Annotated in this window: 24 protein-coding genes; 20 read left to right on the top strand and 4 right to left on the bottom strand. The window is 73.5% G+C overall.

Going from position 1 to position 24,058, the window contains the following annotated elements:
* The first annotated feature begins 51 nt into the window (after positions 1-51).
* The 16 genes from ACFWWU_RS00585 (at position 52) to ACFWWU_RS00510 (ending at position 15,660) form a co-directional block, all read left to right on the top strand.
* Positions 52-2,790, top strand: a complete 2,739-nt coding sequence (locus ACFWWU_RS00585) for a BTAD domain-containing putative transcriptional regulator (RefSeq protein WP_384137395.1) — start codon at positions 52-54, stop codon at positions 2,788-2,790.
* Between the two features lie 342 nt (positions 2,791-3,132).
* The gene (locus ACFWWU_RS00580) at positions 3,133-4,161 is read left to right on the top strand and encodes a LuxR C-terminal-related transcriptional regulator (RefSeq protein ID WP_384137393.1); all 1,029 of its coding nucleotides are present in this window, start codon (positions 3,133-3,135) and stop codon (positions 4,159-4,161) included.
* Positions 4,158-4,790 carry a pyridoxamine 5'-phosphate oxidase family protein gene (locus ACFWWU_RS00575; protein ID WP_384137391.1) on the top strand — a complete coding sequence of 211 codons (633 nt, stop codon included), beginning with the start codon at positions 4,158-4,160 and terminating at the stop codon, positions 4,788-4,790. The genes ACFWWU_RS00580 and ACFWWU_RS00575 overlap by 4 nt, the downstream gene beginning before the upstream one ends.
* Positions 4,791-4,928: 138 nt before the next feature.
* Positions 4,929-5,801 (top strand): diiron oxygenase, encoded by an 873-nt coding sequence (locus tag ACFWWU_RS00570; RefSeq protein WP_384137389.1) that lies wholly within the window; start codon positions 4,929-4,931, stop codon positions 5,799-5,801.
* Positions 5,798-6,643, top strand: a complete 846-nt coding sequence (locus ACFWWU_RS00565) for a hypothetical protein (RefSeq protein ID WP_384137387.1) — start codon at positions 5,798-5,800, stop codon at positions 6,641-6,643. Before ACFWWU_RS00570 ends, ACFWWU_RS00565 begins: the two co-directional genes overlap by 4 nt.
* Entirely contained in the window at positions 6,640-7,110 is a 471-nt protein-coding gene (locus ACFWWU_RS00560) for a holo-ACP synthase (RefSeq protein ID WP_384137385.1), read from the top strand. The genes ACFWWU_RS00565 and ACFWWU_RS00560 overlap by 4 nt, the downstream gene beginning before the upstream one ends.
* Positions 7,107-7,340: a phosphopantetheine-binding protein gene (locus ACFWWU_RS00555; RefSeq protein ID WP_024755837.1), complete on the top strand. Its 234-nt coding sequence runs from the start codon at positions 7,107-7,109 to the stop codon at positions 7,338-7,340. Before ACFWWU_RS00560 ends, ACFWWU_RS00555 begins: the two co-directional genes overlap by 4 nt.
* A gap of 21 nt (positions 7,341-7,361) precedes the next feature.
* On the top strand, positions 7,362-8,186 hold the full coding sequence (locus tag ACFWWU_RS00550; RefSeq protein ID WP_384137383.1) for a class I SAM-dependent methyltransferase: 825 nt from the start codon (positions 7,362-7,364) through the stop codon (positions 8,184-8,186).
* On the top strand, positions 8,186-9,205 hold the full coding sequence (locus tag ACFWWU_RS00545; RefSeq protein WP_384137381.1) for a 3-oxoacyl-[acyl-carrier-protein] synthase III C-terminal domain-containing protein: 1,020 nt from the start codon (positions 8,186-8,188) through the stop codon (positions 9,203-9,205). The genes ACFWWU_RS00550 and ACFWWU_RS00545 overlap by 1 nt, the downstream gene beginning before the upstream one ends.
* On the top strand, positions 9,205-9,471 hold the full coding sequence (locus ACFWWU_RS00540) for an acyl carrier protein (RefSeq protein WP_384138371.1): 267 nt from the start codon (positions 9,205-9,207) through the stop codon (positions 9,469-9,471). The genes ACFWWU_RS00545 and ACFWWU_RS00540 overlap by 1 nt, the downstream gene beginning before the upstream one ends.
* The gene (locus ACFWWU_RS00535) at positions 9,468-10,280 is read left to right on the top strand and encodes a hypothetical protein (protein WP_384137379.1); all 813 of its coding nucleotides are present in this window, start codon (positions 9,468-9,470) and stop codon (positions 10,278-10,280) included. The genes ACFWWU_RS00540 and ACFWWU_RS00535 overlap by 4 nt, the downstream gene beginning before the upstream one ends.
* 166 nt (positions 10,281-10,446) lie before the next feature.
* Positions 10,447-11,817 carry a condensation domain-containing protein gene (locus ACFWWU_RS00530; protein WP_384137377.1) on the top strand — a complete coding sequence of 457 codons (1,371 nt, stop codon included), beginning with the start codon at positions 10,447-10,449 and terminating at the stop codon, positions 11,815-11,817.
* Positions 11,817-12,872, top strand: coding sequence for a polysaccharide deacetylase family protein (locus ACFWWU_RS00525; protein WP_384137375.1), 1,056 nt, complete (start codon positions 11,817-11,819; stop codon positions 12,870-12,872). Before ACFWWU_RS00530 ends, ACFWWU_RS00525 begins: the two co-directional genes overlap by 1 nt.
* Before the next feature lie 35 nt (positions 12,873-12,907).
* The gene (locus ACFWWU_RS00520; RefSeq protein ID WP_384137373.1) at positions 12,908-14,221 is read left to right on the top strand and encodes an MFS transporter; all 1,314 of its coding nucleotides are present in this window, start codon (positions 12,908-12,910) and stop codon (positions 14,219-14,221) included.
* Between the two features lie 15 nt (positions 14,222-14,236).
* Entirely contained in the window at positions 14,237-14,905 is a 669-nt protein-coding gene (locus ACFWWU_RS00515) for a 4'-phosphopantetheinyl transferase family protein (protein ID WP_384137371.1), read from the top strand.
* Positions 14,906-14,952: 47 nt separating this feature from the next.
* Positions 14,953-15,660 carry a pyridoxamine 5'-phosphate oxidase family protein gene (locus ACFWWU_RS00510; RefSeq protein ID WP_384137369.1) on the top strand — a complete coding sequence of 236 codons (708 nt, stop codon included), beginning with the start codon at positions 14,953-14,955 and terminating at the stop codon, positions 15,658-15,660.
* 6 nt (positions 15,661-15,666) lie between these two features.
* On the opposite strand, the gene ACFWWU_RS00505 is transcribed toward ACFWWU_RS00510, so the two are convergent.
* Together ACFWWU_RS00505 and ACFWWU_RS00500 are read right to left on the bottom strand one after the other, a co-directional pair.
* Positions 15,667-16,557, bottom strand: coding sequence for a sigma factor-like helix-turn-helix DNA-binding protein (locus ACFWWU_RS00505; protein WP_384137367.1), 891 nt, complete (start codon positions 16,555-16,557; stop codon positions 15,667-15,669).
* A gap of 154 nt (positions 16,558-16,711) precedes the next feature.
* Positions 16,712-17,104, bottom strand: coding sequence for a DUF6479 family protein (locus tag ACFWWU_RS00500; RefSeq protein ID WP_384137365.1), 393 nt, complete (start codon positions 17,102-17,104; stop codon positions 16,712-16,714).
* 163 nt (positions 17,105-17,267) lie between these two features.
* On the opposite strand from ACFWWU_RS00500, the gene ACFWWU_RS00495 reads away from it, so the two are divergent.
* The gene (locus tag ACFWWU_RS00495) at positions 17,268-17,777 is read left to right on the top strand and encodes a SigE family RNA polymerase sigma factor (protein WP_384137363.1); all 510 of its coding nucleotides are present in this window, start codon (positions 17,268-17,270) and stop codon (positions 17,775-17,777) included.
* A 94-nt stretch (positions 17,778-17,871) separates the two neighbouring features.
* A complete protein-coding gene (locus ACFWWU_RS00490) occupies positions 17,872-19,170 on the top strand; it encodes a hypothetical protein (RefSeq protein ID WP_384137361.1) in 1,299 nt (432 codons plus the stop codon).
* A 65-nt stretch (positions 19,171-19,235) separates the two neighbouring features.
* On the opposite strand, the gene ACFWWU_RS00485 is transcribed toward ACFWWU_RS00490, so the two are convergent.
* Together ACFWWU_RS00485 and ACFWWU_RS00480 are read right to left on the bottom strand one after the other, a co-directional pair.
* Positions 19,236-20,927: a bifunctional 3'-5' exonuclease/DNA polymerase gene (locus ACFWWU_RS00485; RefSeq protein ID WP_384137359.1), complete on the bottom strand. Its 1,692-nt coding sequence runs from the start codon at positions 20,925-20,927 to the stop codon at positions 19,236-19,238.
* Between the two features lie 60 nt (positions 20,928-20,987).
* On the bottom strand, positions 20,988-22,232 hold the full coding sequence (locus ACFWWU_RS00480; protein WP_384137357.1) for a LuxR C-terminal-related transcriptional regulator: 1,245 nt from the start codon (positions 22,230-22,232) through the stop codon (positions 20,988-20,990).
* A gap of 154 nt (positions 22,233-22,386) precedes the next feature.
* Between ACFWWU_RS00480 and ACFWWU_RS00475 the strand changes: the two genes are divergently transcribed.
* Both ACFWWU_RS00475 and ACFWWU_RS00470 read left to right on the top strand, forming a co-directional pair.
* Positions 22,387-23,316: an NADP-dependent oxidoreductase gene (locus ACFWWU_RS00475; protein ID WP_384137355.1), complete on the top strand. Its 930-nt coding sequence runs from the start codon at positions 22,387-22,389 to the stop codon at positions 23,314-23,316.
* Positions 23,317-23,419: 103 nt separating this feature from the next.
* Positions 23,420-23,992 (top strand): GNAT family N-acetyltransferase, encoded by a 573-nt coding sequence (locus ACFWWU_RS00470; RefSeq protein WP_384138368.1) that lies wholly within the window; start codon positions 23,420-23,422, stop codon positions 23,990-23,992.
* Positions 23,993-24,058 lie beyond the last annotated feature (66 nt).

Below are 24,058 nucleotides of genomic sequence, written 5' to 3'. Positions count from 1 at the left end.
CCACCGCCGGTCATGATCCACAGGTCGCGGTCATCGGATGAGGGGGATGCCATGTCAGAGAGGACGGCGGCCACGGGGCTTCCCCGGGGAGGTCCGGCAGGCGAGGCCGGCTCGTTCGGGCCACGGCTCCAGGCGTTCCGCAGGCGGGCCGGGCTGAGCCAGGAGGTGGCGGCTTCGCGCGCCGGGATCAGTACCAGGGCGCTGCGCGACATCGAGCGCGGCCGGGTGCGGCGGCCCCAGTCCCGCACCCTCCAGCGCCTGGCCGAGGCGCTGGGGCTGACCGGCGGTGAGCTGGCGGACCTGCTGACCGCCGCCCGCACCGGGCCGCCGCGCGACACCGTACGGCCGCGCCTGCTGATCCTCGGCCCGCTCTCCCTCCAGCGCGGCCGGACCCCCGTCCCCGTCACCAGCCCCATGCTGCGCCGCCTGCTCGGACTCCTCGCGCTCAAGCACCCCGAGCCCGCCACGCAGCAGGAGATCACCGACACCCTCTGGCCGTCCGGGCCGCCCAGCTCCTACCAGAGCCTGATCCACACCTACGTCAGTCAGGTCCGCCGGCTGCTCGAGCAGGGCGGCCTGCGGACCGTTCCGCCGCCCACCGTCGTCCGGACGCCCACCGGCTACCTGCTGGAGGCCGCCCGGAACCAGATCGACCTCGGCCACTTCGACGAGCTGGTGGCCCAGGCGGAAAGCCTCCATCGCGCGCAGGACCCGCGCGCCGTGTACGAGTCGCTGACGCAGGCCCTCCAGTGGTGGCGGGGCCCCGTGCTCGCCGACGCGGACCCGGTGCTGCGTCAGCATCCGGCCGCCGTGGTGGCCAACGAGCGGCGGGTCAAGGCCGTACTGCTGCACGCCGACACGGCGCTGCTCCTCGGCCGGCCCGAGGAGACCGTCCCGGTGCTGTGGGACATGGTGAACACCGAGCCGCTGCACGAGGGCCTGCACGCCCGGCTGATCCTCGCCCTCGCCAGCTGCGGGGAACAGGCCGCCGCCCTCAACGTGTTCAACCGCCTGCGCGACCGGCTCGACGACGAGCTGGGCATCGCCCCCAGCGCGGAGGTACGCGACGCACAACTGCGGGTGCTGCGCCAGCAACTGCCCCTCGCGCAGCGCCGCCCCGACCGCCCCGCGCCGCCCCCCGACCGCACGGTGCCCGCCGGTCGCACGGTGCCCGCCGGCCCGCTCCCGGCCCAGCTGCCCGCCATGGCCGGCTCGTACGTCGGACGGCGACGGCAGATGCGGGAGCTGGACGCCCTCGTCTCGCCCGACCCGGCGCGCCGCTCGCACATGGTGGCGGTGGTCGGCGCGCCCGGCGTCGGCAAGACCGCCCTCGCCAAGCACTGGGCGCACGCGCGGCGCGAACACTTCGAGGACGGGCAGCTGTTCATCGACCTGCGCGGCCACTCCCCGCTGCCGACGCTGAGACCCGGCGACGTCCTGGCACAGTTCCTCCGCGCTCTCGGCGCTCCGCCCGACCAGCTGCCCGCGGACGAGGACGAGGCCGCGGCGCTGTACCGCACGCTGCTCGCCGACAAGCAGATGCTGATCGTCCTGGACAACGCGCGCGACGCCGAACAGGTCAGGCCGCTCATCCCGGGCGCCCAGGGCTGCGCCGTGGTGATCACCAGTCGCAGCCGGCTCGCGGGTCTCGTCGCGAGCGACGGCGCCCGCCAGCTCGTCCTGGACGTGCTCGATCCGGAGGAGGCCCGCCAGCTCCTCGGCAGCACCATCGGCGAGAGCAGGGTCGCCGCCGAGGAAGAGGCGGCCCGCAGGCTCGTGCAGGTGTGCGGCGGTCTGCCGCTGGCCATCCGGATCGCCGGTGCCAACCTGCTCGCCCGTGATGCCGGCATCGCCGACTACTGCGCCGAATTAGCGGGTGACGACATGCTCAGCCGGCTGCGCATCGAAGGGGACCGGCGCTCGACGGTACGAGCCGCCTTCGACCTCTCCTACCGCGCGCTCCCGGCCGCGGCCCAGCGGATGTTCCGGCTCCTCAGCCTGATACCCGGCCCGGACGTCACCGTCGCCGGCGCGGCGGCGCTCGCGGACTCGGCTCCGGCCGAAGCGGCCGGCCTCCTCGTGAGCCTGACGAACGCCCATCTCGTACGGGAACGGGCGGCCGGCCGCTTCGGGAAGCACGACCTGCTGCGCTCGTACGGGCGCGAACTGGTCAGCAGGGAGGAGGCGCACGCCGCCCGGCAGCGGCTCTTCGACTGGTACCTCCACCACACCGACGCGGCGGCCCGGCTGCTCTATCCGGCGGAGGAGGTCGTGGATCCAGCCGCGTCGCCGGTCTTCTCCGACCCGGGCGAGGCCTCGGAGTGGCTCGACAGCGAGCGGGAGAACCTCGCCGGCGCCGTCCTCCAGGCCTCCGGCGCGGGCTTCACCGCCCTCGCCTGGCGGCTGGCCGAGAGCCTGCACGACTACCTCTCGGTGGGGATGTACACCGGCGACTGCCTCAAGGTCGCGACCGCCAGCCTGTTCGCCGCCGTCGCCGACGGCGAGCTGCGGGCCCAGGCCGCCGCCCAGTTGAGGCGCGCCGAATGCCACTGGGTGCTGGCGAACAACGCGCAGGCCCTGGAACTGTTCGGCCGCGCTCTGGAGCTCGCGCGGCTGGCCGGCTGGAACGAGGGGCAGGACCTGGCGCTGCGCCGCATCCGCGCCGCGCGCCAGGAGGACGGCGCCATGCGGCCGGCCTGCGACCACCTCCCCCAGGCGCGTGGACTCACCCCCCGCGGCCGCGGGGCGGAGACCGCCGACGACGTCGCCGGCGTCGGGCTGACCTGCTGAGGGCCCGTACCTCCGGCGGCAGGTCAACCACTCCGGCAGGCGTCCCGGTTCTGCCGGTTCCCGCAGGCCGCTCGGCGGCGCCCGGCAGAACGGTAGGTCAGCGCCGGTGCGGTCGGACTTCCGGGGGCTTCCGGGCCTCTGGTCCGGCTGTAGGAGCCCGCCCAGGCCGGAATCGTACGGTGGCCGCACCGGAAGGCCGTTCCCCGTGCCGATTCATGAGGTGACACGTTGCCACAGCTCACGTTGGCCTATGCCACCGCCCCGTGCCGAGCGCGTTCCCGGACCCTTCCCTTCGGCCATGCCCACAGGCCGCACCACACCCGCGCGATCAGAAAGGCGACGATGGAATCCCCGGCACAGACCCCACGTCAGGAAGCCCGGCGCGCAGCCGAGGTGAACGAGTTCGTGGTCGCGTTCTACGAACGCGCCATCGGACGTGGCGACTTCAGCCCGTCCGGGATCGCCGAGGAGCTGGGCGTCCCGCAGCAGCGTGCCGAGCAGGCGGTCGGCGTGCTGCGTGAGTTGCGTCTGGTCAAGCCGGCGGAGGGCGGCGCGGACCGGCTGGTCGCGGTCAGCCCGGACGCCGCCCAGATGGAGCTGCTGGTCCCCCTGGAGCGGGAGATCCTCGACAGCCGCCACCGACTCGAAGGATTCAAAGGGCAGTTGAGCTCCTTCGTGGCCGCGTTCGAGAAGCAGGCCAGCACCCGCGCCGAACCGGTGGTGATCACCGACGACCGGGAGGAGATCGAGCTGCGCCTCCTGGAGGCCGCACAGGGCTGCACCACCGAGGTCCTCGTGATGCAGCCCTGCGTGGCCCGCGAGACCCCCGAGCTGCGGCTGGCCCGTCCGCTCGTCCTGGAGGCGGTGCGGCGCGGTGCGCAGGGCCGGATCCTCTACCCCCACACCGCCCGCGGCGACTCCGACACCCGTGCGCACCTCGGTGAACTCCTGCCCGCGGGTGGGCAGGTGCGCACCACCAACGAGGTACGCGACCGCTTCCTGGTCTTCGACCGGAAGACGGCCTTCATCCCGGCCGGCGAGGGCGACGCGATCGCCGTCGTCTACGACGGCGCGGTCGCGGCCTTCCTGGCCGGACTGCACGCCCGGGTCTGGGAGTCCGCGTTCGACTTCGACTCCGGCGCGGCCGGCTACGCGGGGACGATGGGCGACCTGAAGGCGACCCTGCTCGACCTGCTGGCCTCCGGTGCCAAGGACGAGGTGATCGCGCGCAGGGTCGGCATGTCCGAGCGGACCCTCCGCCGCCACGTGGCCACGATCATGCAGGAACTGGCGGCGTCCAGCCGCTTCCAGGCCGGTGTGCTGGCCGCGCGGACCGGCCTGGTCGACCTGGCCCTGAGGGGTGCCGCATGAGCCGGTACGACCGACTCGCGTACACCTCGTCGGTGCGCCGGGTCCAGGAGGAGATGGGCAGCGCCACGGCGACCGACCGGCGGCTGCGGGAGCCGGCCGAGGAGGCCGAGCCGCTCACCGGCGCCGAGACCGGCTTCATCCGGAGCCTCGACGGCTTCCTGTTCGCCAGCGTGGGCGAGACCGGCTGGCCGTACATCCAGTTCCGGGGCGGCCCGCCGGGCTTCGTCCACGTCCTGGACGCGCACACCCTCGGCTATCTGGACGTCCGCGGCAACCGGCAGTACATCACCACCGGCAACGTGCGCGGCAATGACCGGGTCGCGCTGTTCTTCATCGACCACGCCCGGCAGACCCGCCTCAAGCTGTTCGGTCACGCCACCGCCGTGCCGGTCGGCGAGGCCCCCGAGCTCGTCGAGCGCCTGGACTCGCCGCGTACTGACGGAACGGTCGAGCAGCTGGTCACCATCCGGGTCGAGGCGTACGCCTGGAACTGCCCCAACCACATCACCCCGCGCTTCAGCCAGGACGAGGTCTCCGAGGCCCTGGCGCCGGTCCGCGACCGCATCGCCCGCCTTGAGCAGGAGAACGCCGCACTGCGCGCGGAACTGGCGGACCGGCCGGACCGCTGAACGCCCGCTGGCCCTGCCTTCCCGCCGCACGCCCGCTGACCGAATTCGGCAGCCGGTTTCGGTCCTTGAGGGAACCTCCACCGGAATCCCATTCTGGATTCAGCAAAGAGCCCTCGAAGCGAACGGAGACATCGCGCGATGGTCAGCGACGTGATCGACCGAAACGACCGGTTCCGGGGAATCCTGGACCGGCTCGCCACGAAGTCGATCGACGACTACTACAACCCGTACCGGCTGTTCGAGTGGCCGGACCGACTGCCCGAGGACATGTGGTGGATGAGCCCCGAGCTCACCACCACGTACGGGACGGAATGGGCCGAGAAGCTCACTCCGCAGCAGCTCCACACGCTTTCCAAGCACGAGAGCATCAACTTTTACAGCCTCAACGTGCACGGCATCCGGGAACTGCTCATCGAAGTGGTCGCCCGGATTCACACCGCCGGTTTCGAAACGCCTTCGGAGTTCTTCCACCATTTCATCGGTGAGGAGAACGAGCACATGTGGTTCTTTGCCGAATTCTGCCTCCGCTACGGCGGGAAGATCTACAAGCAGCCGGCGGGCGGGGCCGAGGTGGCCGGCTCCTCGGCCAAGATCCAGAGCCTGCTGGTGTTCACCCGCATCCTGATCTTCGAAGAGCTGGTCGACCACTTCAACTCGGCGATGGCCGAGGACCAGCGGCTGCACGAGACGATCCGCGGCATCAACCGGATCCACCACCAGGACGAGTCCCGGCACATCGCCTTCGGCCGCGAGCTGGTCAGCCTGCTCCACCAGGACCTGAAGGAGACCGCCACCGAGCAGGAACTCGACGACGTCTCCACCTACTTGCGCCGCTACCTGAAGCACAGCTTCGACTCGCTCTACCACCCGCAGGTCTACCGCGACGCCGGCCTGGAGAACCCGCACGAGCTGCGCCGGTCCCTCATGGAGTCGCCGGCCCGCGCCGAGGCCGAGCTGCGCACCTTCCGCAAGACCGCCAAGTACCTCGAGAAGACGGGACTCATCCGATGAACCGCCTGACCGGGAGCGACGGCGCACCCGCGGTCGCCATCCTCGGGCCGCAGGCCACCCGGCTCCTCAAGGAGCTGGACGGGGTCTTCGCCGGCTGGGGCACCGCGGCCGGCGCCGAGGAGATCAGCGCTCCGCCGCTCTTCCCGGTGACCGACCTGGAGAAGTTCGACGTCTACACCAACTTCCCCCAGCTCGCCTGGGTGGCCGGCTCCCTCGACCTGGCGGACGATCAGCACAAGCCGGTGGACGGGAAGTTCGGACCCGGCGCGGTGACCGAGGCGCGGTACGGGCTGCCGCACGCCACCTGCTACGGCGCGTACCTCTTCCACGAGGGCGACCAGGTCGCCGACGACACCCTGGTGACCCTGGTCAACCGCTGCTTCCGCAACGAGGACCACTACGGCGGGCTGCGCCGCCTCGCCACCTTCCAGATGCGCGAGATCGTCGCACTCGGCAGCTTCGAGCACACCCAGCAGGTGCTGGCCGGCTTCACCGAGCGGATCCAGGCCTTCGCCGGCGCACTCGGGGTCGACCTGGGCAAGGTGCCGGCCGGCGACCCGTTCTTCCGCAACGACGACGGCCGCGCCCTGATGCAGAAGCTCAGCCCGGTCAAGTACGAGTTCCAGTACGGCGACCTGGCGATCGCCTCGGTCAACACCCACCGCAACTTCTTCGGCGAGCGGTGCGGCATCCGGCTGGAGTCCGGCGAGCACGCCTACACCTCCTGCGTGGCCTTCGGTCTCGAGCGCTGGATCGCGGTCCTGACCGAGCACTTCGAGGAAGACCTCGACGCCGCGCTGGCCGCCGTACGCGCCGCCGCGGCGACCGACGCCCCGTCGTGACCCAGCCCCTGATCGGCGTCGACCTCGTCCCGCTCTCCCGGGTCGGCGAGCTCCTCGACCCCGATGCCGGGCCGCCGGTTCTCGGCATCGGGCCGCTGCTCGGGAAGTACCTGTCCGCCGAGGAACTCACCGTCTCCCGGACCCCGGACGGCGCACCCGACCAGGCCAGGATCGCCGGACGGCTGGCCGCCAAGGAGGCCGTCTTCAAGCTCCTCGGCGCCGTCGGACGGCCGGTGCCCTGGCAGGGCATCGAGGTCCTGCGCGGTCCCGGCGGCCGGCCGGGGATCCGGCTCTCCGGCAGGGCGGCCGAGCTGGCCCGGGCCGCCGGGCTCGGCCCGATCGACGTCAGCATCAGCCACGACGCCGGCTTCGCGATCGCCGTCGCGGCCTCCTCCACCTCTCTCGCTCACCATCCCGCCCGCTCACCCCATCTCGCAGCATCAGCGACTCCGAAGGGAATGCCATGAGTTCCGCAGGTATCGACAAGGTCCGGGACTGGATCCTCGGCCGTCACCCCGAGCGCACCGAGCTCGCCGCCGACGTCGACCTCATCGAGAGCCGTCTCGTCGACTCGCTCGCCTTCGTCGAGCTCGTCTACACGATCGAGGACGCCGCGGGCGTCGAGATCGACTTCGACAACATCGACATCGAGGACTTCCAGACCCTCGCGACCATCGAGAAGGCGTTCTTCGCCTGATCCCGAGGAGGGATCTTCACCATGGATGCAGTCTCGTACACCGCACAGTGGATGGCCGCGGCCCGCGCACAGGAGTCCGAGCGGGAGGACGCGCTGTTCGTCGACCCGCTGGCCAAGGACCTTGCCGCGCCCAGGGGCTTCGAGCTGATCGAGCGCTACGCCGGCGGCGGCCTCCTGCCGTTCATCTCCATCCGGACCCGGTTCCTGGACGACGCCATCCGGGACATCCTCGCCGAGGGCGGGATCCAGCAGGTCGTCCTGATCGCGGCGGGCATGGACACTCGCGCCTTCCGGCTCGACTGGCCGGAAGGCGCCCAGGTCTACGAAGTCGACCACGCGCTGCTCATCGCCGAGAAGCGCCGCCGGCTCGACGCCCTCGGGGCCGAGCCGCGCACCGACCGGCGCGAGGTCTCCGCCGACCTCACCCAGGAGTGGCTGCCCGCCCTGGAGGCCGCCAGCTTCGACCGCACCCGCCCGACCCTGTGGGTCGCCGAGGCGCTGACCTTCTTCCTCACCGAGGAGCAGGCGGCCGGGCTGCTCCAGCTGCTCGCCTCCGCCTCCGCCCCCGGCAGCCACCTGGCCTTCGACATCCTCGGACGCGCGCTGCTGCGCAGCCCGTTCTCGAAGCGCTGGCTGGACACCCTCGCCGCCGACGGCACACCGTGGATCTTCGGCACCGACGAGCCCGAGGAGTTCCTCACCGCGAACGGCTGGAAGACCACCGACCTGCGGCAGCCGGGCGAGCCCGGCGCGGGCGAGGGCCGCTGGCCGTACGACGTCCAGCCGAGGGACCGCCGGGGCGCCAACCGGCTGTGGCTGATCCGCGCCGAGATAGCGACGGCCTGATGGGTCAGCCGACCACGGACCTCCCGGTCTCGGACCTGCCGGTCTCGGACCTGCCGGTCTCGGACCGTCGGATCACCCTGGAGCGGATCGAGTCGTACCTGCCCGAGCGCAGCGTACGGATCGAGGAGCTGGGTGAGCGGCTGGGGCTGCGCCGGGCCGAGCTCGGGGTGTTCCGCAAGTTCTACGGCCTGGACACGCTCCGCTTCGACCCCGAGCTGCCGCTGCTCGACCTGCTGCGGCCGGCCGCGCGCGGCGCCCTGGCCGCCCTGCCGGAGGGCGGCCGGGTGGAGTACCTGGCCTACGCCCACGTCACCCAGGCGGTGGCCCCGGCCGACGTGGACATCGCCCAGGCGGTCGGCGAGGACCTCGGTCTCGACGGCACGGAGGCCTTCGGTCTCAGCCACCAGGCCTGCGTCAGCAGCCTGGGCGCCATCGAGGTGCTCGGCGAACTGCTGCGCGCGGAGGGCGCCGAGGGCGCGTACGCCCTGATGGTCACCGGTGAGCAGGCGTACTCGCCGATGGTCCAGCTCGTCCCCAACACCTCGATCATGGCCGACGCCGCCGCCTCCTGCCTGATCACCCTGGACGGCGAGGGCGATGTCGTCCGCTCCTTCGCCACCCGGACCCTGGGCGAGTACGCGCAGTGGCTGGAGCTGACCGCCGAGCAGAACACCGAGTTCGGGGAGCAGTACGGCAAGCGGATCTCCGAGGTCATCCACCAGGCCCTGACGGAGGCGGGACTGACGCTCGACGACGTCGACCTGGTGATCCCGCACAACGTCAACAAGCTGGCCTGGCGGCAGACCATCAAGGAGCTGAAGGTGGCGCCGGAGAAGGTCTTCCTGGACAACGTCCCGCGCTACAGCCACACCTTCGCCTCGGACGTCTTCGTCAACTACACCACCCTGCGGGACGAGGGCCGCCTCGTGGACGGCGCGCACTACCTGCTGGTCTCCGTCGGCCTGGGCGCGACCTTCGGCGCGATGGTGATCACCCACCGTGCGGGGGGCGCGACGTGATGGAGCGTCAGGAGATCCTGCTCGTCATCGAGAAGGCGCTCAGCGAGGTCCTGGAGCGGCCGGTCAGCGGGCTCACCGAGGAGACCGCGCTCTTCGACGAGCTCCAGCTCGAATCCATCGCCGTCCTGGGGCTCCTCATGACCGTCGAGGAGTCGACCGGGATCGCGGTCGACCCGGACGAGCTCGACATCGACCACCTGCGGACCATGCGGTCCTTCGCCGACTACGTCGAGGCCGCACTCCGCGAAGCAGAGGGGACGTCATGAGCGGACTCGCCGTCCGGGCCGCCGCGGCGGTGCGCTCGCCGCGGGGCCGGGCACCGGAGGACCGTCCGGCCGCGCTCGACTACTACCGCGACCTGCTCACCCCCTTCGGGGAGAAGCCGGACGAGGAGCTGCTGGGTCGCGGCGCGCACGTCCATCACCGGGACCTCGCGGACCTGCTCGTCGCCGACGAGGGCGTCGGCCGGAGCCGGCCGGAGCTGCTGATCGTCACCCACGCCCTGCCGGACGTGGTGCCGTTCACCGCCGTCGCGCCGCACCTGACGGGTCGCCTCGGCGGCCGGGCGGCCAATTTCGCGATCGTCCAGCAGGGCCTGGCCGCGCCCTTCACCGCGCTGCGGATCGCCTCGGCGTACCACCGCGCGGGGCGGGCCGCGGAGGTGGTGCTCGCGGTGCTCGAACAGACCACCCTGCCGACGCCCTTCCCGCTGGTCCAGGACACCCCGCTGATCGACTCGGCCGCGGCGGTCGTCCTCGGGACCTCCCCCGAAGGCGAGGGCGGCCTGGCGTTCGTCCGGGCGTACTCGGCCGCTTCGGCGGCGGCCGCCCTCGACCGCCCGGATCTCGGGGAGGACGGCACGCTCCTCGTGCTCGGGCCCTGGGTCACCGAGGACGTCCCGGAGCGCACCGCGGTGCACCGGGTGGCCCCGGGCAGCTACTGCACCAGCCTCTGGCTGGAGCTGGCCGATCACTGGCAGGAGTGGCGGGAGACGTACCGGCGGGTCGTCCTGTGCGACACCGACCCGCGCTCCGGCCGCAGCCACGTGGCGCTCTTCGCCCGCGGCGAGGGGTAACTCCCGCGCGGTCCGGGGTCAGCCCGTCCACCACGCCCCCGCCGTGGTGGACGGGCTCGCCCCCGGTTGGCCGTACGGGGCGGAACACCGGACCAGACGCTTCGCCGGGCCCGGCCCGGACTCGACAGACATCGGACAAGGCAACCGAAGGGAAGGTCGGAACACGATGACCACGGCTGAGACGCGGACCATCAGGCTGGACTCGGCGAGAGCCGGCACCGGCCCGGCGACCTGGGGGCAGCGGGCGATCTGGGGCGTCGTCACCCGGCTCGGCGACGACGCCCCCCGCTACAACGTGCCGGTTGACCTCCCCGTCAGCCCGCCCCGCCCCGTGTCCCGCGTCCTCGCGGACGTGACGGAGCTCCTCCTGCTCCACGACAGCCTGCACACCAGGTTCCTGTCCGACGGCGAGGACGGCCTGGAGCAGGTCGTGGACGGCAGCGGCGAGCTTCCGGTGGAGATCCGTACGTGCCCGGCGGCACGGGCCGCGGACGTCGGTGCCGCCCTGCTCAAGGAGCTCGCAGGGCGCTCCTTCGACCACACCCGGGAGTGGCCCCTGCGCGTCGGCCTCGTGGAGTCCGAGGGCCTGGTCCACCGGCTGGTGCTGGTCGGGGCGCACACCGGGATGGACTACTGGGGTCTCGGCATCCTGCTCCGCGACCTGGAGTCGGTCGTATCGGGGGAGACCGCCGCGTCGCTGCGCCTGGCGCGCCCCTCCCTCCAGCCCCTGGACGCCGCGGAGGTCCAGGCGTCGCCGCTCGGCCGTCGCCGGGACGAGGCGGCCCGCCGCTACTGGTGCGAGCAGTTGACCGCCGGGCCACGGCGGATCTTCCAGGACCCGGCGGCGCCGGAACTCGCGGACGACCCGGGCCGGATGTTCCCCAACGCGCTGCTGCGCTCGCCCGCCCTGGCGGTCGCCGTCGGGCGGGTGGCGGCCGAGCTGGAGGTGAGCGACGCCGCGGTGCTGCTCGGCGCGGCCTCCCACCAGCTGGCCAGGATGTCCGGGAGCAGCGACGTGCTGTTCCAGGTGGTCGTGGGCAACCGCTTCCAGCCCGCCGCCGCCGCGGCGGTCAGCACGGTGGCGCAGGAGGCACTGTTCCGGCTCACGGACGCGGACCGGGACTTCGAGGACGCGGTGCGGCGGACGCGGTCCGTCGCGTTCAGCGCGTTCCGCCACGCCTCGTACGACAAGTGGGCGCTGGACCGGGAGGTGGCGCTGCTCGTCGAGAAGGGCGAGGCGGCCGACCACTCGTACTGGTGGAACGACACCCGCGACCCGGCCGTCGGGCCGTTCGAGACCGTCGAGAGGCCGCGGGCCGCGCTGAGCGAGCTGATCGGCCGGACCGAGCTGAGCTGGCCGACGGAGTTCCTGCCCCGCAAGAACGTCTCGATGGCCGTGGACGTGCTGACCGCGCCGGGCGCCCTGGACCTCGCCATGACCGCCGACCCGGCCGTCCTCGGCCGCGACGGGATGGAGCGGTTCCTTCGCGGGGTCGAGCGGCTGATCGTCGCCGAGGCGATCGCGCTGGGGGACTGATGAGCGCCCTGACGACCGCGCGGTACGCGGGAATCGCCTGGACGGGCGAGGGGTACGAGGTCGAGGTCCTGGACGGCGCCGGGCGCCGGGTGGTGGAGCCGAGCGGCTGGAGCGGCGCCCAGACCGCCGAACTCATCGCCTGGCTGCGGGACTTCGACGGCGGGCGGGCGCCCGCCGTGGTCCTGGACAGCACCAACGGCCTGCTCGACGGCCCGATGACGGCGGCCGGCCTGGAGGTCTACCGCGCGGATCCCTGGCTGCTGCCGCCGCGGCCGGGCTTCGGCTCCGTCCCGGCCGCACGGCTGGCGGAGCGGGCCAGGACCGCGCCCGGCGAGCTGGCCCGGGTCACCGCCGAGGGCGGCACGCTGACCGGCCGCGCCGAGGAGTACTTCGACGGGGTGAGGCGCGGCGAGCCGATGGTCGCGGAGCTGACGGCGGCCGGGCGCTGCTTCGAGCACGGCCGCCGGGACACCCCGCGGGTCGCGCTCACCTTCGACGACGGCCCCGATCCGGTGTTCACCCGACAGGTGCTGGACATCCTGGAGCGTTACGGAGCCCGGGCGACCTTCTTCTGCGTCGGGCACCACGTCGCGGCGCTGCCCGACCTCGTACGCCGGACCGCCGCCGCCGGCCACGAGCTGGGGAACCACTCCTGGTCGCACCCCTACCTGCCCGACCTCACGCCGGAGCAACTGCGCGAGCAGCTCGACCGGACGGCGGAGGCCGTGGCCAAGGTGACCGGCGAGGAGGCCCCGACCCGGTTCCGGCCGCCGTACGGCGCGCTGAGCCCCGAGGTGCTGGCCGCCCTGGAGGGGTATCCGACCACGCTGACGATGTGGGACGTGGACACCCGCGACTGGGCGCGGCCGGGTGCGGAGCGGATCGCCGCGACCGTCCTGGAGTCCGCGGGCCCGGGCTCGGTGGTGCTGATGCACGAGGGCGCCGGCGATCGCGCCCAGACCGTGGAGGCCCTTCCGTCGATCGTCGAGGGCCTGCTCGAACGCGGCCTGGAGCTGGTCACCGTGGCGGAACTGGCCACGCCCACCGCCCGATGAAGACCACGATCAACGACCGAAGGGTTTGAACAGTCATGGAAGAACGCTTGGCGGACCACACCGCGGCGGACGCACCGCCGCCGACGAAGGACGGGCCCGACGGGCCGCCGCCGTCGGGGGCGTCGTCCCCCGGGGTGCCGCCCTCGGGAGAGCCGGCGATCTGGTCCCGTAATTTCCAGTTCTACTTCACGGCCCGCAGCGCGGGTCTGCTCAGCTGGGCCATGCTGCCGGTCGCGGTCTCGGCCGGTCTGCTCAGCGGCGGGTACGGGCTGGACACCGCCGGGTACTCGATGGCCTTCCTGGTCGCCCCGTTCGCCGGTCTTGTGCTGTTCGGCGGGGTGCTCGCCGACCGGTTCACCGCCCGCCGGATGATGATCATCGCGGACATCGCCAACCTCACCGCCCACATCCTGCTCGCCCTCCTGTTCATCCACGGCATCGACCATCTCTGGCAGCTGTACGGGCTGTTGGTGGTGGCCGGTACGGCGAACGCGCTGTTCCAGCCGGGCGCCTCCTCGACCGTCCCGTTGGTCTCCCGGGACGTGCAGGGCGCGAACGGCGTGCTGCGCACCTCCGAGGCGATCACCGGCCTCGGCGGCCCGGCGCTGGCCGGCGCCCTGGTCGGGTTCGGGTCCACCGGCTGGGTGATGGTGATCTCCGCCGTCGCCTACGGGACCAGCGCGATCTGCCTGTTCGTGCTCCGGCTCGGTGTGGTGCCCGCGCCGCCGCCCGGCCAGAGCCTGTGGCGCAATCTGGCGGTCGGCTGGCAGGAGTTCACGTCCCGTAGCTGGCTCTGGGGCGTGATCCTGGTCTGGATGTTCTACGCGGTGCTCTCCTGGGGGCCGCAGCTGTCGGTGGCCGCCGGCGTCATCGTGCCCGAGCACGGCGCGTCCGCCTTCGGTCTGATCAACGCCGCGCTGGGCGCCGGCACCGTCGCCGGTGGCCTCCTCGCGATCCGTTACAAGCCCCAGCGGCCGCTCGCCGCCGGGGCCGTGGCGATGATGGCCTACCCGATCTACCCGCTCGGCATCGTGCTCGGCTGGCCGGTCTGGATGCTCGCCGTCGCCCAGGTCCTGGTCGGCGCCGGGATCGGCGTCTGGGGCGTCATGTGGGCCACCAGCGTGCAGACCCAGGTGCCGGGCGAGGTGCTGAACCGCGTCCACGCCTACGAGGTCGCGGGCTCCGTCGGCATGTACCCGATCGGCAGCGCGCTGGCAGGACCCGCCGTCGGCGCGTTCGGCACCGACGCGGTGCTCCTCGTGGGCGTCGTGGTCTCCTTCCTCACCGCCGCCGCGCTCCTGGCCGCCCGACCGATACGGACCCTCCAACGTGTCCCGGACCGCGTCTGATCAGGTTCTGAGCAGGTGAGGACGCCCGCCGAGGGCGTGCACTACCTGGTCCGCCGGAGCGCGGAGGTCCTCGACGCGCTGCCCGTCGCCGCCGCGGACCGGGCGGCCGCCTCGGAACTGCCGCCGTGGCGCGCCGTGGAGCACGCCGCTTCGCGGACCCTGCTGCGGGCCCTGCTGCGGGAGATCGGCGAGGACCTCCGGGGCGGGCCGGTCGCCGCCCTCCCGAGCGGCCGGCCGTACCTGCCCGACCGGCCCGACCTGGGTGTGAGCCTCTCGCACTCCTCGGGCTGGGTCGCCGCGGCCGTCGGCAGGAACCGTGACGTCGGCGTCGACGTGCAGACCCCGTACCCCGTCGGCGACCGCATGCTGCGGCTGTGCTGCGCGCCCGGCGACGCCGAGGCGCTGTCCGGCATGCCCGAGGCCCGGCGCAGACGGGAGTTCGCCTGGATCTTCACCGTCCAGGAGGCGTGCGTGAAGGCCGTCGGCGCGGGTTTCTCCGGCCGCCCGTGGAGCGTCCCGGTGGCGCTCGGACAGCGGAACGGCGACTGGGAGCGGGTCGGCTGGTGCGCTCCCCGCGGCCGGCAGCCGGTGCCGGCCGGCTGCGCCTGGACCGAGCGGGAGGCGTTCCGACCCGAGCGGGAGGCGTTCCGACAGGCGGGCGCCGGTGGCGGTGACGGGTTGTGAGCCCGTAGAACACCACCTGCGACCGGTACGCGGAACGAGAGGGCATCATGAGCGCCACCACAGCACCCACCGCCGACCCGACGGGCGACGGCGACGGCCTGGTCGTCACCGAGCGGACCCGGCTGCGGCGGATGCGCGAGCAGGGCAGCCACCGGCGGGCCGATCTGGACGCCGTGCTCGCGGCGGGCTTCCTCTGCCACCTCGGGGTCCCCGTCGACGGGACGACGATGGTCGTGCCCACCGCGTACGGCGTGGACGGCGACCGGCTCTACCTCCACGGTTCGGTCGCGAGCCGCAGTCTGGTCCAGGCCCCCGACACCACCGTCTGCGTCACGGTCACCCACGTCGACGGTCTCGTCCTCGCCCGCTCCGTCTTCGAGCACGGGGTGAACTACCGCTGCGCGACGGTCTACGGCATACCGCGGATCGTGACCGACCCGGAGGAGAAGCTGCGCGGGCTGCGGGCGCTCACCGAGCAGAGCGCGCCGGGTCAGTGGGAGTACGTGCGGCAGCCCAGCCGCAAGGAGCTCGCCGCGACCGCCGTCCTCGCGCTCGACCTCACCGAGGCCTCGGTGAAGACCCGCAGCGGCCCGCCGGACGACGGCGACTCCGAGGACGCGGAGCTCGGCCTCTGGGCGGGTGTCCTGCCCGTCGTGACCACCTTCGGCGAGCCGGTCACCGACCCCGTCCTGCCCGAGGACCTCGCCCCGCCCGCGCACGTCGCCGAGCGCGCCGGGCGCGTGCTGGGGGAGTGAGGGCGTTCAGGCCGGGGCGGTGTTCCCCGCCAGGGCCTGGACGGTCAGGCGGCTGAGGTGGCCCTCGTCCGCCAGGACGTCCACCGAGGTGATCCGGCCGTCGAGCACGGTGAAGGAGAAGACCGTGTCGGGCCGTCCGCCGCGGTCGCGGACCAGGCCCGCCGCCCCGTCCACCAGGGCCGGGCGGGCCTCCCGGGTCCGCCCGGCGAGGGCCAGGGCCACCGGCCCCGCCCCGTGCGCGGGCGCCACCCCGGCGCGTACGGCGGTGGGGTCGGCCCGCAGCGCCACATCCGGGTCGAGGAGCGCGCGCAGCGCCTCGGAGTCCTCGGCCCGCGCGGCCGCCAGGCAGGCGGCGACGGTCTCCCGCTGACGGGCCGGGTCGGGTTCCGGCATCTCCTCGGTGCCCTCCACCCGGTGCCGGGCATGGGCGGCCAGCTGCCGGGCCGCGGCCGGGGTGCGTTCCAGGCTCCGGGCGATCTTCTCGTACGGGACGTCGAACAGGTCGTGGAGGACGAAGGCGAGCCGCTCGGGCGGGGTGAGCGTGTCCAGGGCCGTCAGGAGGGCGGGGTCGGGGCCCGCCGGGTCAGGGCGGACGGGGGCCCAGGGATCCCACGGGGCGGTGCGGTGGGCCTCGCGTGCGCGGAGCCGTTCGAGGCAGGTCCGGGCCAGGGCGTCGAGCACCCGTCCGCCGGCGGTGGGGCGGCGGGCCGTCTCCGGTGCCGACCCGGGTACCGACCCCGGTATCGACTCGTGGACCGCTTCCCGCACCGACTCCCGGACCGCGTCCCGTACCGCCTCCTCGGCCTCGTCGAACGAGCCGAGCATCCGGTACGCCACGGCCTTCAGTTGCGGCTCGCGCTCCTCGGCGCGGCCGGCGGGGACGTCGTCGTCATCCACGGGTCGTGACCTCCGTGAGGCAAGGCGGGGCGAGGCGGAAGCGGGGCCGTGAGCGGGGGCCGGGAGCGGGGTCGGGGCCGGGAGCGGGTGCAGGGTGCGGCCGTCGTCGGGGCGCCCTGAGGGACGCCCCGACGCGACCGGGGTGCGCCCGGCGTCAGTCGCCGTGGCCGGTGCCCCCACTGCCGAAGCCGCCGCTGGAGATCCCGCCCCACTTGCGCTTCTCCTCGCTCGGCGGGTCCGGCGAGGTCTCGGTGCCCGACGTACCGGAGTCCTTGAGCTGGTAGGGCATGAGGCGGTGTGCGCCGTCGGTCTGCGGCATCTCCGCGGGCCTGCGGTACTCGGACATCTCGCCGGGCAGCCGGTCGGTGTCCGGCCGGTGTGGCTGCTCCTCCGGTGTGGGCGTCGCGGACTCGCGGCGGCGGATCCGGTAGCCGAACCAGAAGGCGCCGATGAGTATCGCGACGAGGACGAGCCCGCCGAGGACCTGTCCGAGACCCGACTGCCAGACTCCAGCGGCCAGGACCTCTGCTGCGCTGAGAGTGTTCATACCTCAGGATTACCCGATTCCGCTTCCTCGACCCGTCGGGTGGACCCACCTCGGCGATTTCCCCGACGATTTTTCCGGAGATCCCTGAAACATTTCCGCATCCCCGTCGCGTCAATGAGGTGTACGGCGACCACACCATGTGACCGCGAGGGAAAGGAGGGGCATGAGAAAGTCCCGCGCGGACGAGTTCCTGGAGTTCGCCTCCGCACGCACGGGGCACCTGTTCCGTTCCGCATGCCTGCTGACCAGCGGTGACACCCACCTCGCCGAGGATCTCACGCAGGAGACGCTCGGTCGGATGTACGCCCTGTGGGGCCGGATGGCGCGGATCGGCAACCCCGCCGCGTACGCCCAGACCGTGCTCGTCCGCACGTTCCTCAGCCACCAGCGGCGTCGCTCCGCCACCGAGCGGCCCCTCGGCGAGCTGCCCGACCGCGCACCCGAGAACGGCGAGGACCCGGCACTCCGGATCGCGCTGCTCGACGCGCTGGCCGGACTGGCGCCCAAGGACCGGGCGGTCGTGGTGCTGCGGTACTGGGAGGACCGCAGCATCGAGGAGACCGCCGACGCCCTGCACGTCAGCTCGGCGGCTGTCCGCACCCGCTCCGTACGGGCGCTGGCCAAGCTGCGCGAACGGCTCGGCGGCAACATCGCCGAGTTCGCCGCCCGCTGACCCGCTGACCCGCTGACGCGCAGACCCGTAGACCCGTAGACCCTCTCCCCTCCATCAGACTTCACATCCACGAACCGGAAACGGTGGTTTCGGCATGCCTCAGAACGAAGGTTCCCCGCACGAGGGCTTCGAGGAAGAGCTCGGCGCGATCCTGCGCAGCACCGGCGAAGGCTTCTCCGTCGACGGCCGGCGTGAGCTCGTCGCGGGCGGACTCACCCGCGGCCGGCGCCGCCTGGTGCGCCGCCGCCTCGCGGTGACCGGCGGCGCCCTCGCGCTCGCCGCCGTCGGCATCGGCGGCGTGTACGGCGGGTCGCTCCTCGGCCCCGGCGGCAAGGCGACGGCCGCCGGCGTGGCCGCGGCTCCCAAGCCGACCAGCGATACCGCCTTGCCCACGGAGCCGAGCCAGGCGGAGAAGCGGCGCCAGGCGCAGATCCCGGTCAAGGACATCGCGGCCGTGATCCAGGCCAACACCCCTGCGGGGAACTGGCAGTTCGACAACCTGGACGGCGCGGGCCACGCGGCCCTCGGGATCTACGACGACGGCAACGGCAAGGCCGCCGTCTCCGTCGGCCTCTACCGGTCCGGCGGCGACGGCGAGGCCGGCGCGGGGCAGGTCGAGTGCCCGAGCAAGGTCCACGTCGACTTCGACACGTGCACCACCGACCGGCTGCCGGGCGGCGACCGGCTGATGGTCATCCAGGGGTACGAGTACCCCGACAGGCGCGAGGAGACCAAGAACTGGCGGGCGGTCCTGCTCACCAAGGACGGCTTCCTGGTCGACGCGAGCGAGTACAACGCCGCCGCCCAGAAGGGCGCTGCGATCAGCCGTGAGAACCCGCCCTTCACCGCCGCCCAGCTGAAGGCCCTCGTCACGTCCGAGGACTGGCGCCCGCTGCTCCGACAGCTGCCCACGCGCGAGCAGGTGGAGGTCTCCCCGGGTGAGGCCCAGCGGCCCGCCGAGCCCCGCGGCGAAGCCGTCCAGGCCACCCTGCGCTCCCTGCTTCCCAAGGGGCTGAAGGTCACGGACAAGGGCGGCGAGGGCGAGTACGGCTTCCTGGTCGTCGACGACGGCAACGGCAAGAGCTTCGTCCAGATCAACGTCCAGCCGAACATGAAGGGCGCGGCCGACTCCATCTTCGGCAGCGGGGACGTCACCGTCCTGCCCGACGGCCGCAAGGTCAAGCTCACCCAGCAGCCCGGCGAGAAGGGCGGCTCCGGTGTCGTCATGTGGACCGCCGACACCATCACGCACACGGGCTTCCGGGTCGTCGTCTCCGGCTTCAACACCGGTGCGCAGCACGAGCCCGCCACACGCGCCGAGCCCGCGCTGTCGATAGAGCAGCTGAAGGCCATCGCACTGAGCCCGAAGTGGCAGAAGCTCCCCATGAAGTAACTCCTGAGTCGACGGGGGAGCAGGGGAGGGGTGGCGGGCTCGGCCCACCACCCCTCCCCGCACGTCTACTTGGCGTCCGCGTACCGCTCGACCGTCGCCGTCGTGAACGGGAACCGCACCGGCGTCTCTCCGAACGCGATCCGTCCCGCCTCGTCCCCGGCCGCCCTGATCGCGGCCGTCACCGCCTCCGCCTCCTCCGCGGGGCAGTGCACGATCACCTCGTCGTGCTGGAAGAAGACCAGCTCCGCCCGCATCCCCCCGAGGGCGCGCCGCAGCGACGCCAGCATCAGCAGCGCCCAGTCGGCGGCGCTTCCCTGCACGACGAAGTTACGGGTGAAGCGGCCGCGCGCCCGGGCGTTCCCCGAGGCGTATCCCGGGACGAACCCGTCCTCCGCCGCCGCCGGTTCGCCGCTCTCCTGGGGCAGCCCGGCCTCGTCGTCGTCGCCCGCGCCGACCGCCCGCGGGCTGGTCCTGCCGAGCCAGGTCCGCACGAGCCGGCCGTCCTCGCCGGCCTTCGCCGCGTCGTCGACATAGGCCACGGCCAGCGGGAAGCGGCGCCGCAGCGCCGCCAGGTTCTTCAGGCCGTCGCCGCTGGTCTGCCCGTAGATCGCGCCGAGCAGCGCGATCTTGGCGTGGTCGCGGTCGCCGGAGAAGGCCCGGTCCGACAGGCGCGTGTACAGGTCGTCGGGGTGGCCCGCGACCTCCATCAGGCCCGGGTCCCGGGAGATCGCGGCGAGGACGCGCGGCTCCATCTGGTCGGCGTCCGCGACCACGAGGCGCCAGCCCTCGTCGGCGACCACCGCCCGCCGGATCACCTTCGGGATCTGGAGCGCCCCGCCGCCGTTGGTCGTCCAGCGTCCGCTGACCGTGCCGCCCGGCAGGTACTCGGGCCGGAAGCGGCCGTCCCTGACCCAGTCGGCCAGCCACGACCAGCCGTGCGCCGTCCAGATCCGGTACAGCTTCTTGTACGCGATGAGCGGCTCCACCGCCGGGTGGTCGACCTCCTCCAGCTCCCAGCGGCGGGTGGACTTCAGCCGGATGCCGGCCTGCTGGAACGCCTTCACCACGTCGGCGGGCAGGTCCGGCCGGACCCGCCGCCCGAAGGCCGCGGACACCTCGTCCGCGAGCTCGGCGAGGCGGCGCGGCTCGCCCCCGCCCGCGTACCGCTCGCCGAGCAGCTCGTGCAGCAGGTCCCGGTGCACGTCCGCCCGCCACGGCAGCCCCGCCCGGTGCATCTCGGCGGCGACCAGCATCCCCGCCGACTCGGCGGCCGTGAGCAGCCGCATCCTGCCCGGGTGCTCGGCCCGGTCGTGCCGGGCGAGCTGCTCCGCGTAGACCGCGAGGAGCCCCTCGAAGGGCACGGAGGCGACGGGCCGCGGCTCGAAGAGCGAGTCCTGCGAACCCGGCTCGGCGGCGCGCTGCGGCGGATCGGGCGGTACGGGGGCGTTCCGCAGGCGCGCCCAGGCCGCCGCCGCCGAGCGGGGCTCCCCGAGCCGTCCCTCGTGCCCGAGGAGGAGCTGCTCGGCGTCCTCCACGTCGTAGCACCGCTCGACCCGTACCCCGGCGGCGAGCAGCCGGGGATACACCTCGGCCGTCGACCGCCACACCCAGCGGGCCACCTCGGGGCGGGCGCGCACGGCGGCCACCAGGTCCGGCTCGCGCCGCACCTCCCCGGTGGGCAGCCCGTCCTGGCCGAGGGGCACGAGCAGCGCCCCGTCCCCCTCGGCTTCGGCGGCCAGCGCCCACCTCTCGCTCATGGGTGCGAGTCTGGCACCCGCCACTGACAGCGCCCGGGAGGCGGGCCGGACCCGGAAGGGCTACGCCGCCGCGTGGAAGAGCGCGGCGGCCTCGCCGCGCGAGTCGACGCCCAGCTTGTTCAGGATGTTCGCGACGTGGAACTTCACCGTCGACTCGCTGATGTGCAGCTCCTCCGCGATCCGCCGGTTCCGGTGCCCGAGCGCCAGGTGCCGCAGCACCTCCACCTCCCGCTCGCCGAGCCCGGTCAGCGGGTGCGCCGCCTCGACCGGCGCCTCCGGGGTCGCCAGCGGGACGACCGCCGTGATCGTCGTGCCCCAGCCCGGCACCGCGTCCATGTCGAGCCGTCCGCCGAGCACGTCGAGCCGGTCCCGGATGCTGCCCGCCCCCAGGTCGCACGGGGCCAGGGCGCCCGCCCCGTCGTCCCGCACCGAGGCCCTCAGCTCGTGCTCGGTCAGCTGCCAGCCGACGTGGACCCGGCGCACCGAGTCCTGCTCCAGGACGATCAGGAGCAGCGCCCGGACGATCGCCCGCGCGCTGTGCGCGACGTCCGCCGCGAGCGAGCGGTCGGAGTCCGGCGCACCCAGGTCGAGCCGGACCGCGCTGTGCCGCAGCATCGGCCGCAGCTCGCCGGCGAGCCGCTCGAAGGCGTCCCGCGCGGGCTCCTCGGCGAGCGCGCGGTCCCGTCGCTGCTCGGCCCGCATCTCGATCAGCGCCGTCGCGGCCAGGTCGGTCGCGGTCGTCCGGGCCGTCGTGTCGTCGAGGGCCCGGCTGCGCAGCACCCCGAGGACCCCGGAGAGCGCGGCAGCGTGCGCCGTCGACAGCTCCGCGATGACCCGGGCCCGGGTGTCGGCCGCCGCGCGCGAACGGGCCAGGGCCCCCGGCATGGCCTCCGTCGCGAACCGGTCGAAGTGGCTGGTCACCAGGTTCCACAGAGCCTGCGCCACGGTCAGCTCGGCCGCGCCCGCCGGGGCGGCGCCGTCCTCCCGTACGAGCACGAGGACCGCTCCGCGCCGGGTCGCGTCGCTCTTCACGGCGACGACCTCGCGCGCCCGGCCGCCGATCGTCGCGACGCCCTGCCAGGGGCTCCCGGGGACGCCCGCCAGGAGCAGCGGCGTCAGTTCGGCGGCGGTCAGCAGTTCCGTACCGCCGAGGGACTTGAAGGGGGAGTGGGCGCAGTGGGTGGAGAGTTCGGCGGCGTCCACGTGCGGGATCAGCGGCGCGAGGGCGGCGGAGACCTGGGGGAGGATCCCGCCGAGCGGCTGCCGGAGGATCTCGTACGCGGAGGTCAGGGTGAGCGCGTCCATGCGGTTCAGCGTACGGGGGCGAGAGGTGATCCCGGCCGGTCTTTCGGACAGGTGGGACTGGCCGTTCGGAGGGCGGGGAGCGGAGGGGGCGGGGCGCAGGCTGGAGCACGTCGAGGAACGAGAGACACCCGAACGGGCAGCGCTGGAGGCTGAGATGGAAGCGATCGTCTACGAGGAGTTCGGCGGCCCCGAGGTGCTGCGCCACGCGACCGGCGTCGCCGTGCCGCAGCCCGGCCCCGGCGAGGTCCGGGTCAGGGTGGCGGCGGTGGGCGTCAACCCGTTGGACTGGAAGCGGCGTTACGGCTGGGTCGAGGAGTTCTACCCGACGACCTTCCCCGCCGTCCCCGGCCTGGAGTTCGCCGGCACCGTCGACGCGCTCGGCGAGGGCGTCACCGATCTCGCCGTCGGCGACGAGGTCCTCGGCTGGACGAAGACCGGCGCCTACGCCGCGTACGCCATCGCCGGCATCGTCGCGCCCAAGCCCGCCGAGCTCTCCTGGGAGGCCGCCGCGAGCCTGCCGGTGGCGGGGGAGACGGCCCAGCGGGTCCTGGACCTGATCGGCGTGCGGGAGGGCGAGACGCTCTTCCTGCACGGGGCGGCGGGCGTCGTCGGCTCGGTGGCCGTCCAGCTCGCCGTCGCGGCCGGCATCACGGTCGTCGGCAGCGCCTCGGAGTCCAACCACGCGTACCTGCGGGAGCTCGGCGCGATTCCGGTGGCGTACGGGGAGGGCCTGGCCGAGCGGGTGCGGGCCGCCGCGCCGGGCGGCGTCGACGCGGTCTTCGACGCGGCGGGGCACGGCGTGCTGCCGGTCGCGATCGAGCTCCTGGGCGGGGAGGGCACGGCGCGGAAGGAGCGGATCGCGACGATCGCGGCGACGGACGCGGCGGAGTACGGGATCGCCTTCTCGGGCGTCACGGGCGCCCCGGACGTCGTCCGCGCCGCGCTCACGGCCCAGGCCCGGCAGGCGGTGGAGGGCACCCTCGCGGTCCGGCTCGCCGACACGCTCCCCCTGAAGGAGGCGGCCCGCGCCCAGGAGCTGAGCGAATCGGGCCACGTACGGGGCAAGTTGGTGCTGGTCCCGTAGGGCGCCGCCCGGCCCGAATGTCGGTGGAGGCCGTCGGCGGACGGTGAGAGGATCCCTCCGCTGTGAGGCCCGGATCCGACCGCGGAAGGCGACGACGACGATGATGTACGCGATACCCCTGGGGGACGACGGCGCGGAGCTGCGCCCGCTCGAACCGTGGCAGGCCGAGGAGTTCCTGGCGCACATGGACCGGGGGCGGGAGTTCATCGGCGCCCGCAACGGCCTGCCCGACGTCGTGACCGACCTGGAGTCGAGCCGGGCCTTCCTCCGGCTGTACGCGGAGAAGGTGGCGGCCGACACGGGCCGGATCTGCGGCATCTGGTCGGCGGAAGGGACGCTCGTCGGCGCGGTCATCCTCCGGACGCTGAACACCGCGAGCGGCAGGGCCGAGGCGGGCTGCTGGCTGGAACCGGCCGGGGTCGGCAAGGGCCTGGTGACCCGGGCCGCGCGGGCGCTCATCGACTGGGCGATCGAGGTGCGGGGCATCCGCCGCGTGGAGTGGGTGGTCTCCTCCGGCAACGAGCCGAGCATCGCCGTGGCCCGGCGCCTTGGCATGACGCGCGACGGTGTCCTGCGCGAGAGCTACGCCTACCGGGGCGAGGTGCACGACGAGGAGGTCTGGTCGGTCCTCGCGCCGGAGTGGCGCGCGGCGAAGCCGGCGGACTCCGCTTCGTAGCCGTCCGCGCGAGGGGCAGGGCTCCACGCGCGCGTGGAGCCGGCCTTTCCCGTCCCCGCGCGCGGA

It is taken from the genome of Streptomyces sp. NPDC058650, assembly GCF_042717315.1.
Taxonomy (GTDB): Bacteria; Actinomycetota; Actinomycetes; order Streptomycetales; family Streptomycetaceae; genus Streptomyces.
The sequence above is the reverse complement of the archived record's forward strand: the minus strand, read 5'-3'. Positions and strand labels throughout refer to the sequence as shown.

What these genes read in the sequence shown, in the direction of transcription:
- ACFWWU_RS00540 (WP_384138371.1), top strand. Translation starts at nt 9,205, where the DNA reads ATGGAGCGTCAGGAGATCCTGCTCGTCATCGAGAAGGCGCTCAGCGAG.
- ACFWWU_RS00490 (WP_384137361.1), top strand. Translation starts at nt 17,872, where the DNA reads ATGCCTCAGAACGAAGGTTCCCCGCACGAGGGCTTCGAGGAAGAGCTC.
- ACFWWU_RS00570 (WP_384137389.1), top strand. Translation starts at nt 4,929, where the DNA reads ATGGTCAGCGACGTGATCGACCGAAACGACCGGTTCCGGGGAATCCTG.
- ACFWWU_RS00575 (WP_384137391.1), top strand. Translation starts at nt 4,158, where the DNA reads ATGAGCCGGTACGACCGACTCGCGTACACCTCGTCGGTGCGCCGGGTC.
- ACFWWU_RS00510 (WP_384137369.1), top strand. Translation starts at nt 14,953, where the DNA reads ATGAGCGCCACCACAGCACCCACCGCCGACCCGACGGGCGACGGCGAC.
- ACFWWU_RS00545 (WP_384137381.1), top strand. Translation starts at nt 8,186, where the DNA reads ATGGGTCAGCCGACCACGGACCTCCCGGTCTCGGACCTGCCGGTCTCG.
- ACFWWU_RS00495 (WP_384137363.1), top strand. Translation starts at nt 17,268, where the DNA reads ATGAGAAAGTCCCGCGCGGACGAGTTCCTGGAGTTCGCCTCCGCACGC.
- ACFWWU_RS00475 (WP_384137355.1), top strand. Translation starts at nt 22,387, where the DNA reads ATGGAAGCGATCGTCTACGAGGAGTTCGGCGGCCCCGAGGTGCTGCGC.
- ACFWWU_RS00550 (WP_384137383.1), top strand. Translation starts at nt 7,362, where the DNA reads ATGGATGCAGTCTCGTACACCGCACAGTGGATGGCCGCGGCCCGCGCA.
- ACFWWU_RS00555 (WP_024755837.1), top strand. Translation starts at nt 7,107, where the DNA reads ATGAGTTCCGCAGGTATCGACAAGGTCCGGGACTGGATCCTCGGCCGT.
- ACFWWU_RS00580 (WP_384137393.1), top strand. Translation starts at nt 3,133, where the DNA reads ATGGAATCCCCGGCACAGACCCCACGTCAGGAAGCCCGGCGCGCAGCC.
- ACFWWU_RS00470 (WP_384138368.1), top strand. Translation starts at nt 23,420, where the DNA reads ATGTACGCGATACCCCTGGGGGACGACGGCGCGGAGCTGCGCCCGCTC.
- ACFWWU_RS00480 (WP_384137357.1), bottom strand. Translation starts at nt 22,232, where the DNA reads ATGGACGCGCTCACCCTGACCTCCGCGTACGAGATCCTCCGGCAGCCG.
- ACFWWU_RS00565 (WP_384137387.1), top strand. Translation starts at nt 5,798, where the DNA reads ATGAACCGCCTGACCGGGAGCGACGGCGCACCCGCGGTCGCCATCCTC.
- ACFWWU_RS00530 (WP_384137377.1), top strand. Translation starts at nt 10,447, where the DNA reads ATGACCACGGCTGAGACGCGGACCATCAGGCTGGACTCGGCGAGAGCC.
- ACFWWU_RS00485 (WP_384137359.1), bottom strand. Translation starts at nt 20,927, where the DNA reads ATGAGCGAGAGGTGGGCGCTGGCCGCCGAAGCCGAGGGGGACGGGGCG.
- ACFWWU_RS00585 (WP_384137395.1), top strand. Translation starts at nt 52, where the DNA reads ATGTCAGAGAGGACGGCGGCCACGGGGCTTCCCCGGGGAGGTCCGGCA.
- ACFWWU_RS00525 (WP_384137375.1), top strand. Translation starts at nt 11,817, where the DNA reads ATGAGCGCCCTGACGACCGCGCGGTACGCGGGAATCGCCTGGACGGGC.
- ACFWWU_RS00500 (WP_384137365.1), bottom strand. Translation starts at nt 17,104, where the DNA reads ATGAACACTCTCAGCGCAGCAGAGGTCCTGGCCGCTGGAGTCTGGCAG.
- ACFWWU_RS00520 (WP_384137373.1), top strand. Translation starts at nt 12,908, where the DNA reads ATGGAAGAACGCTTGGCGGACCACACCGCGGCGGACGCACCGCCGCCG.
- ACFWWU_RS00535 (WP_384137379.1), top strand. Translation starts at nt 9,468, where the DNA reads ATGAGCGGACTCGCCGTCCGGGCCGCCGCGGCGGTGCGCTCGCCGCGG.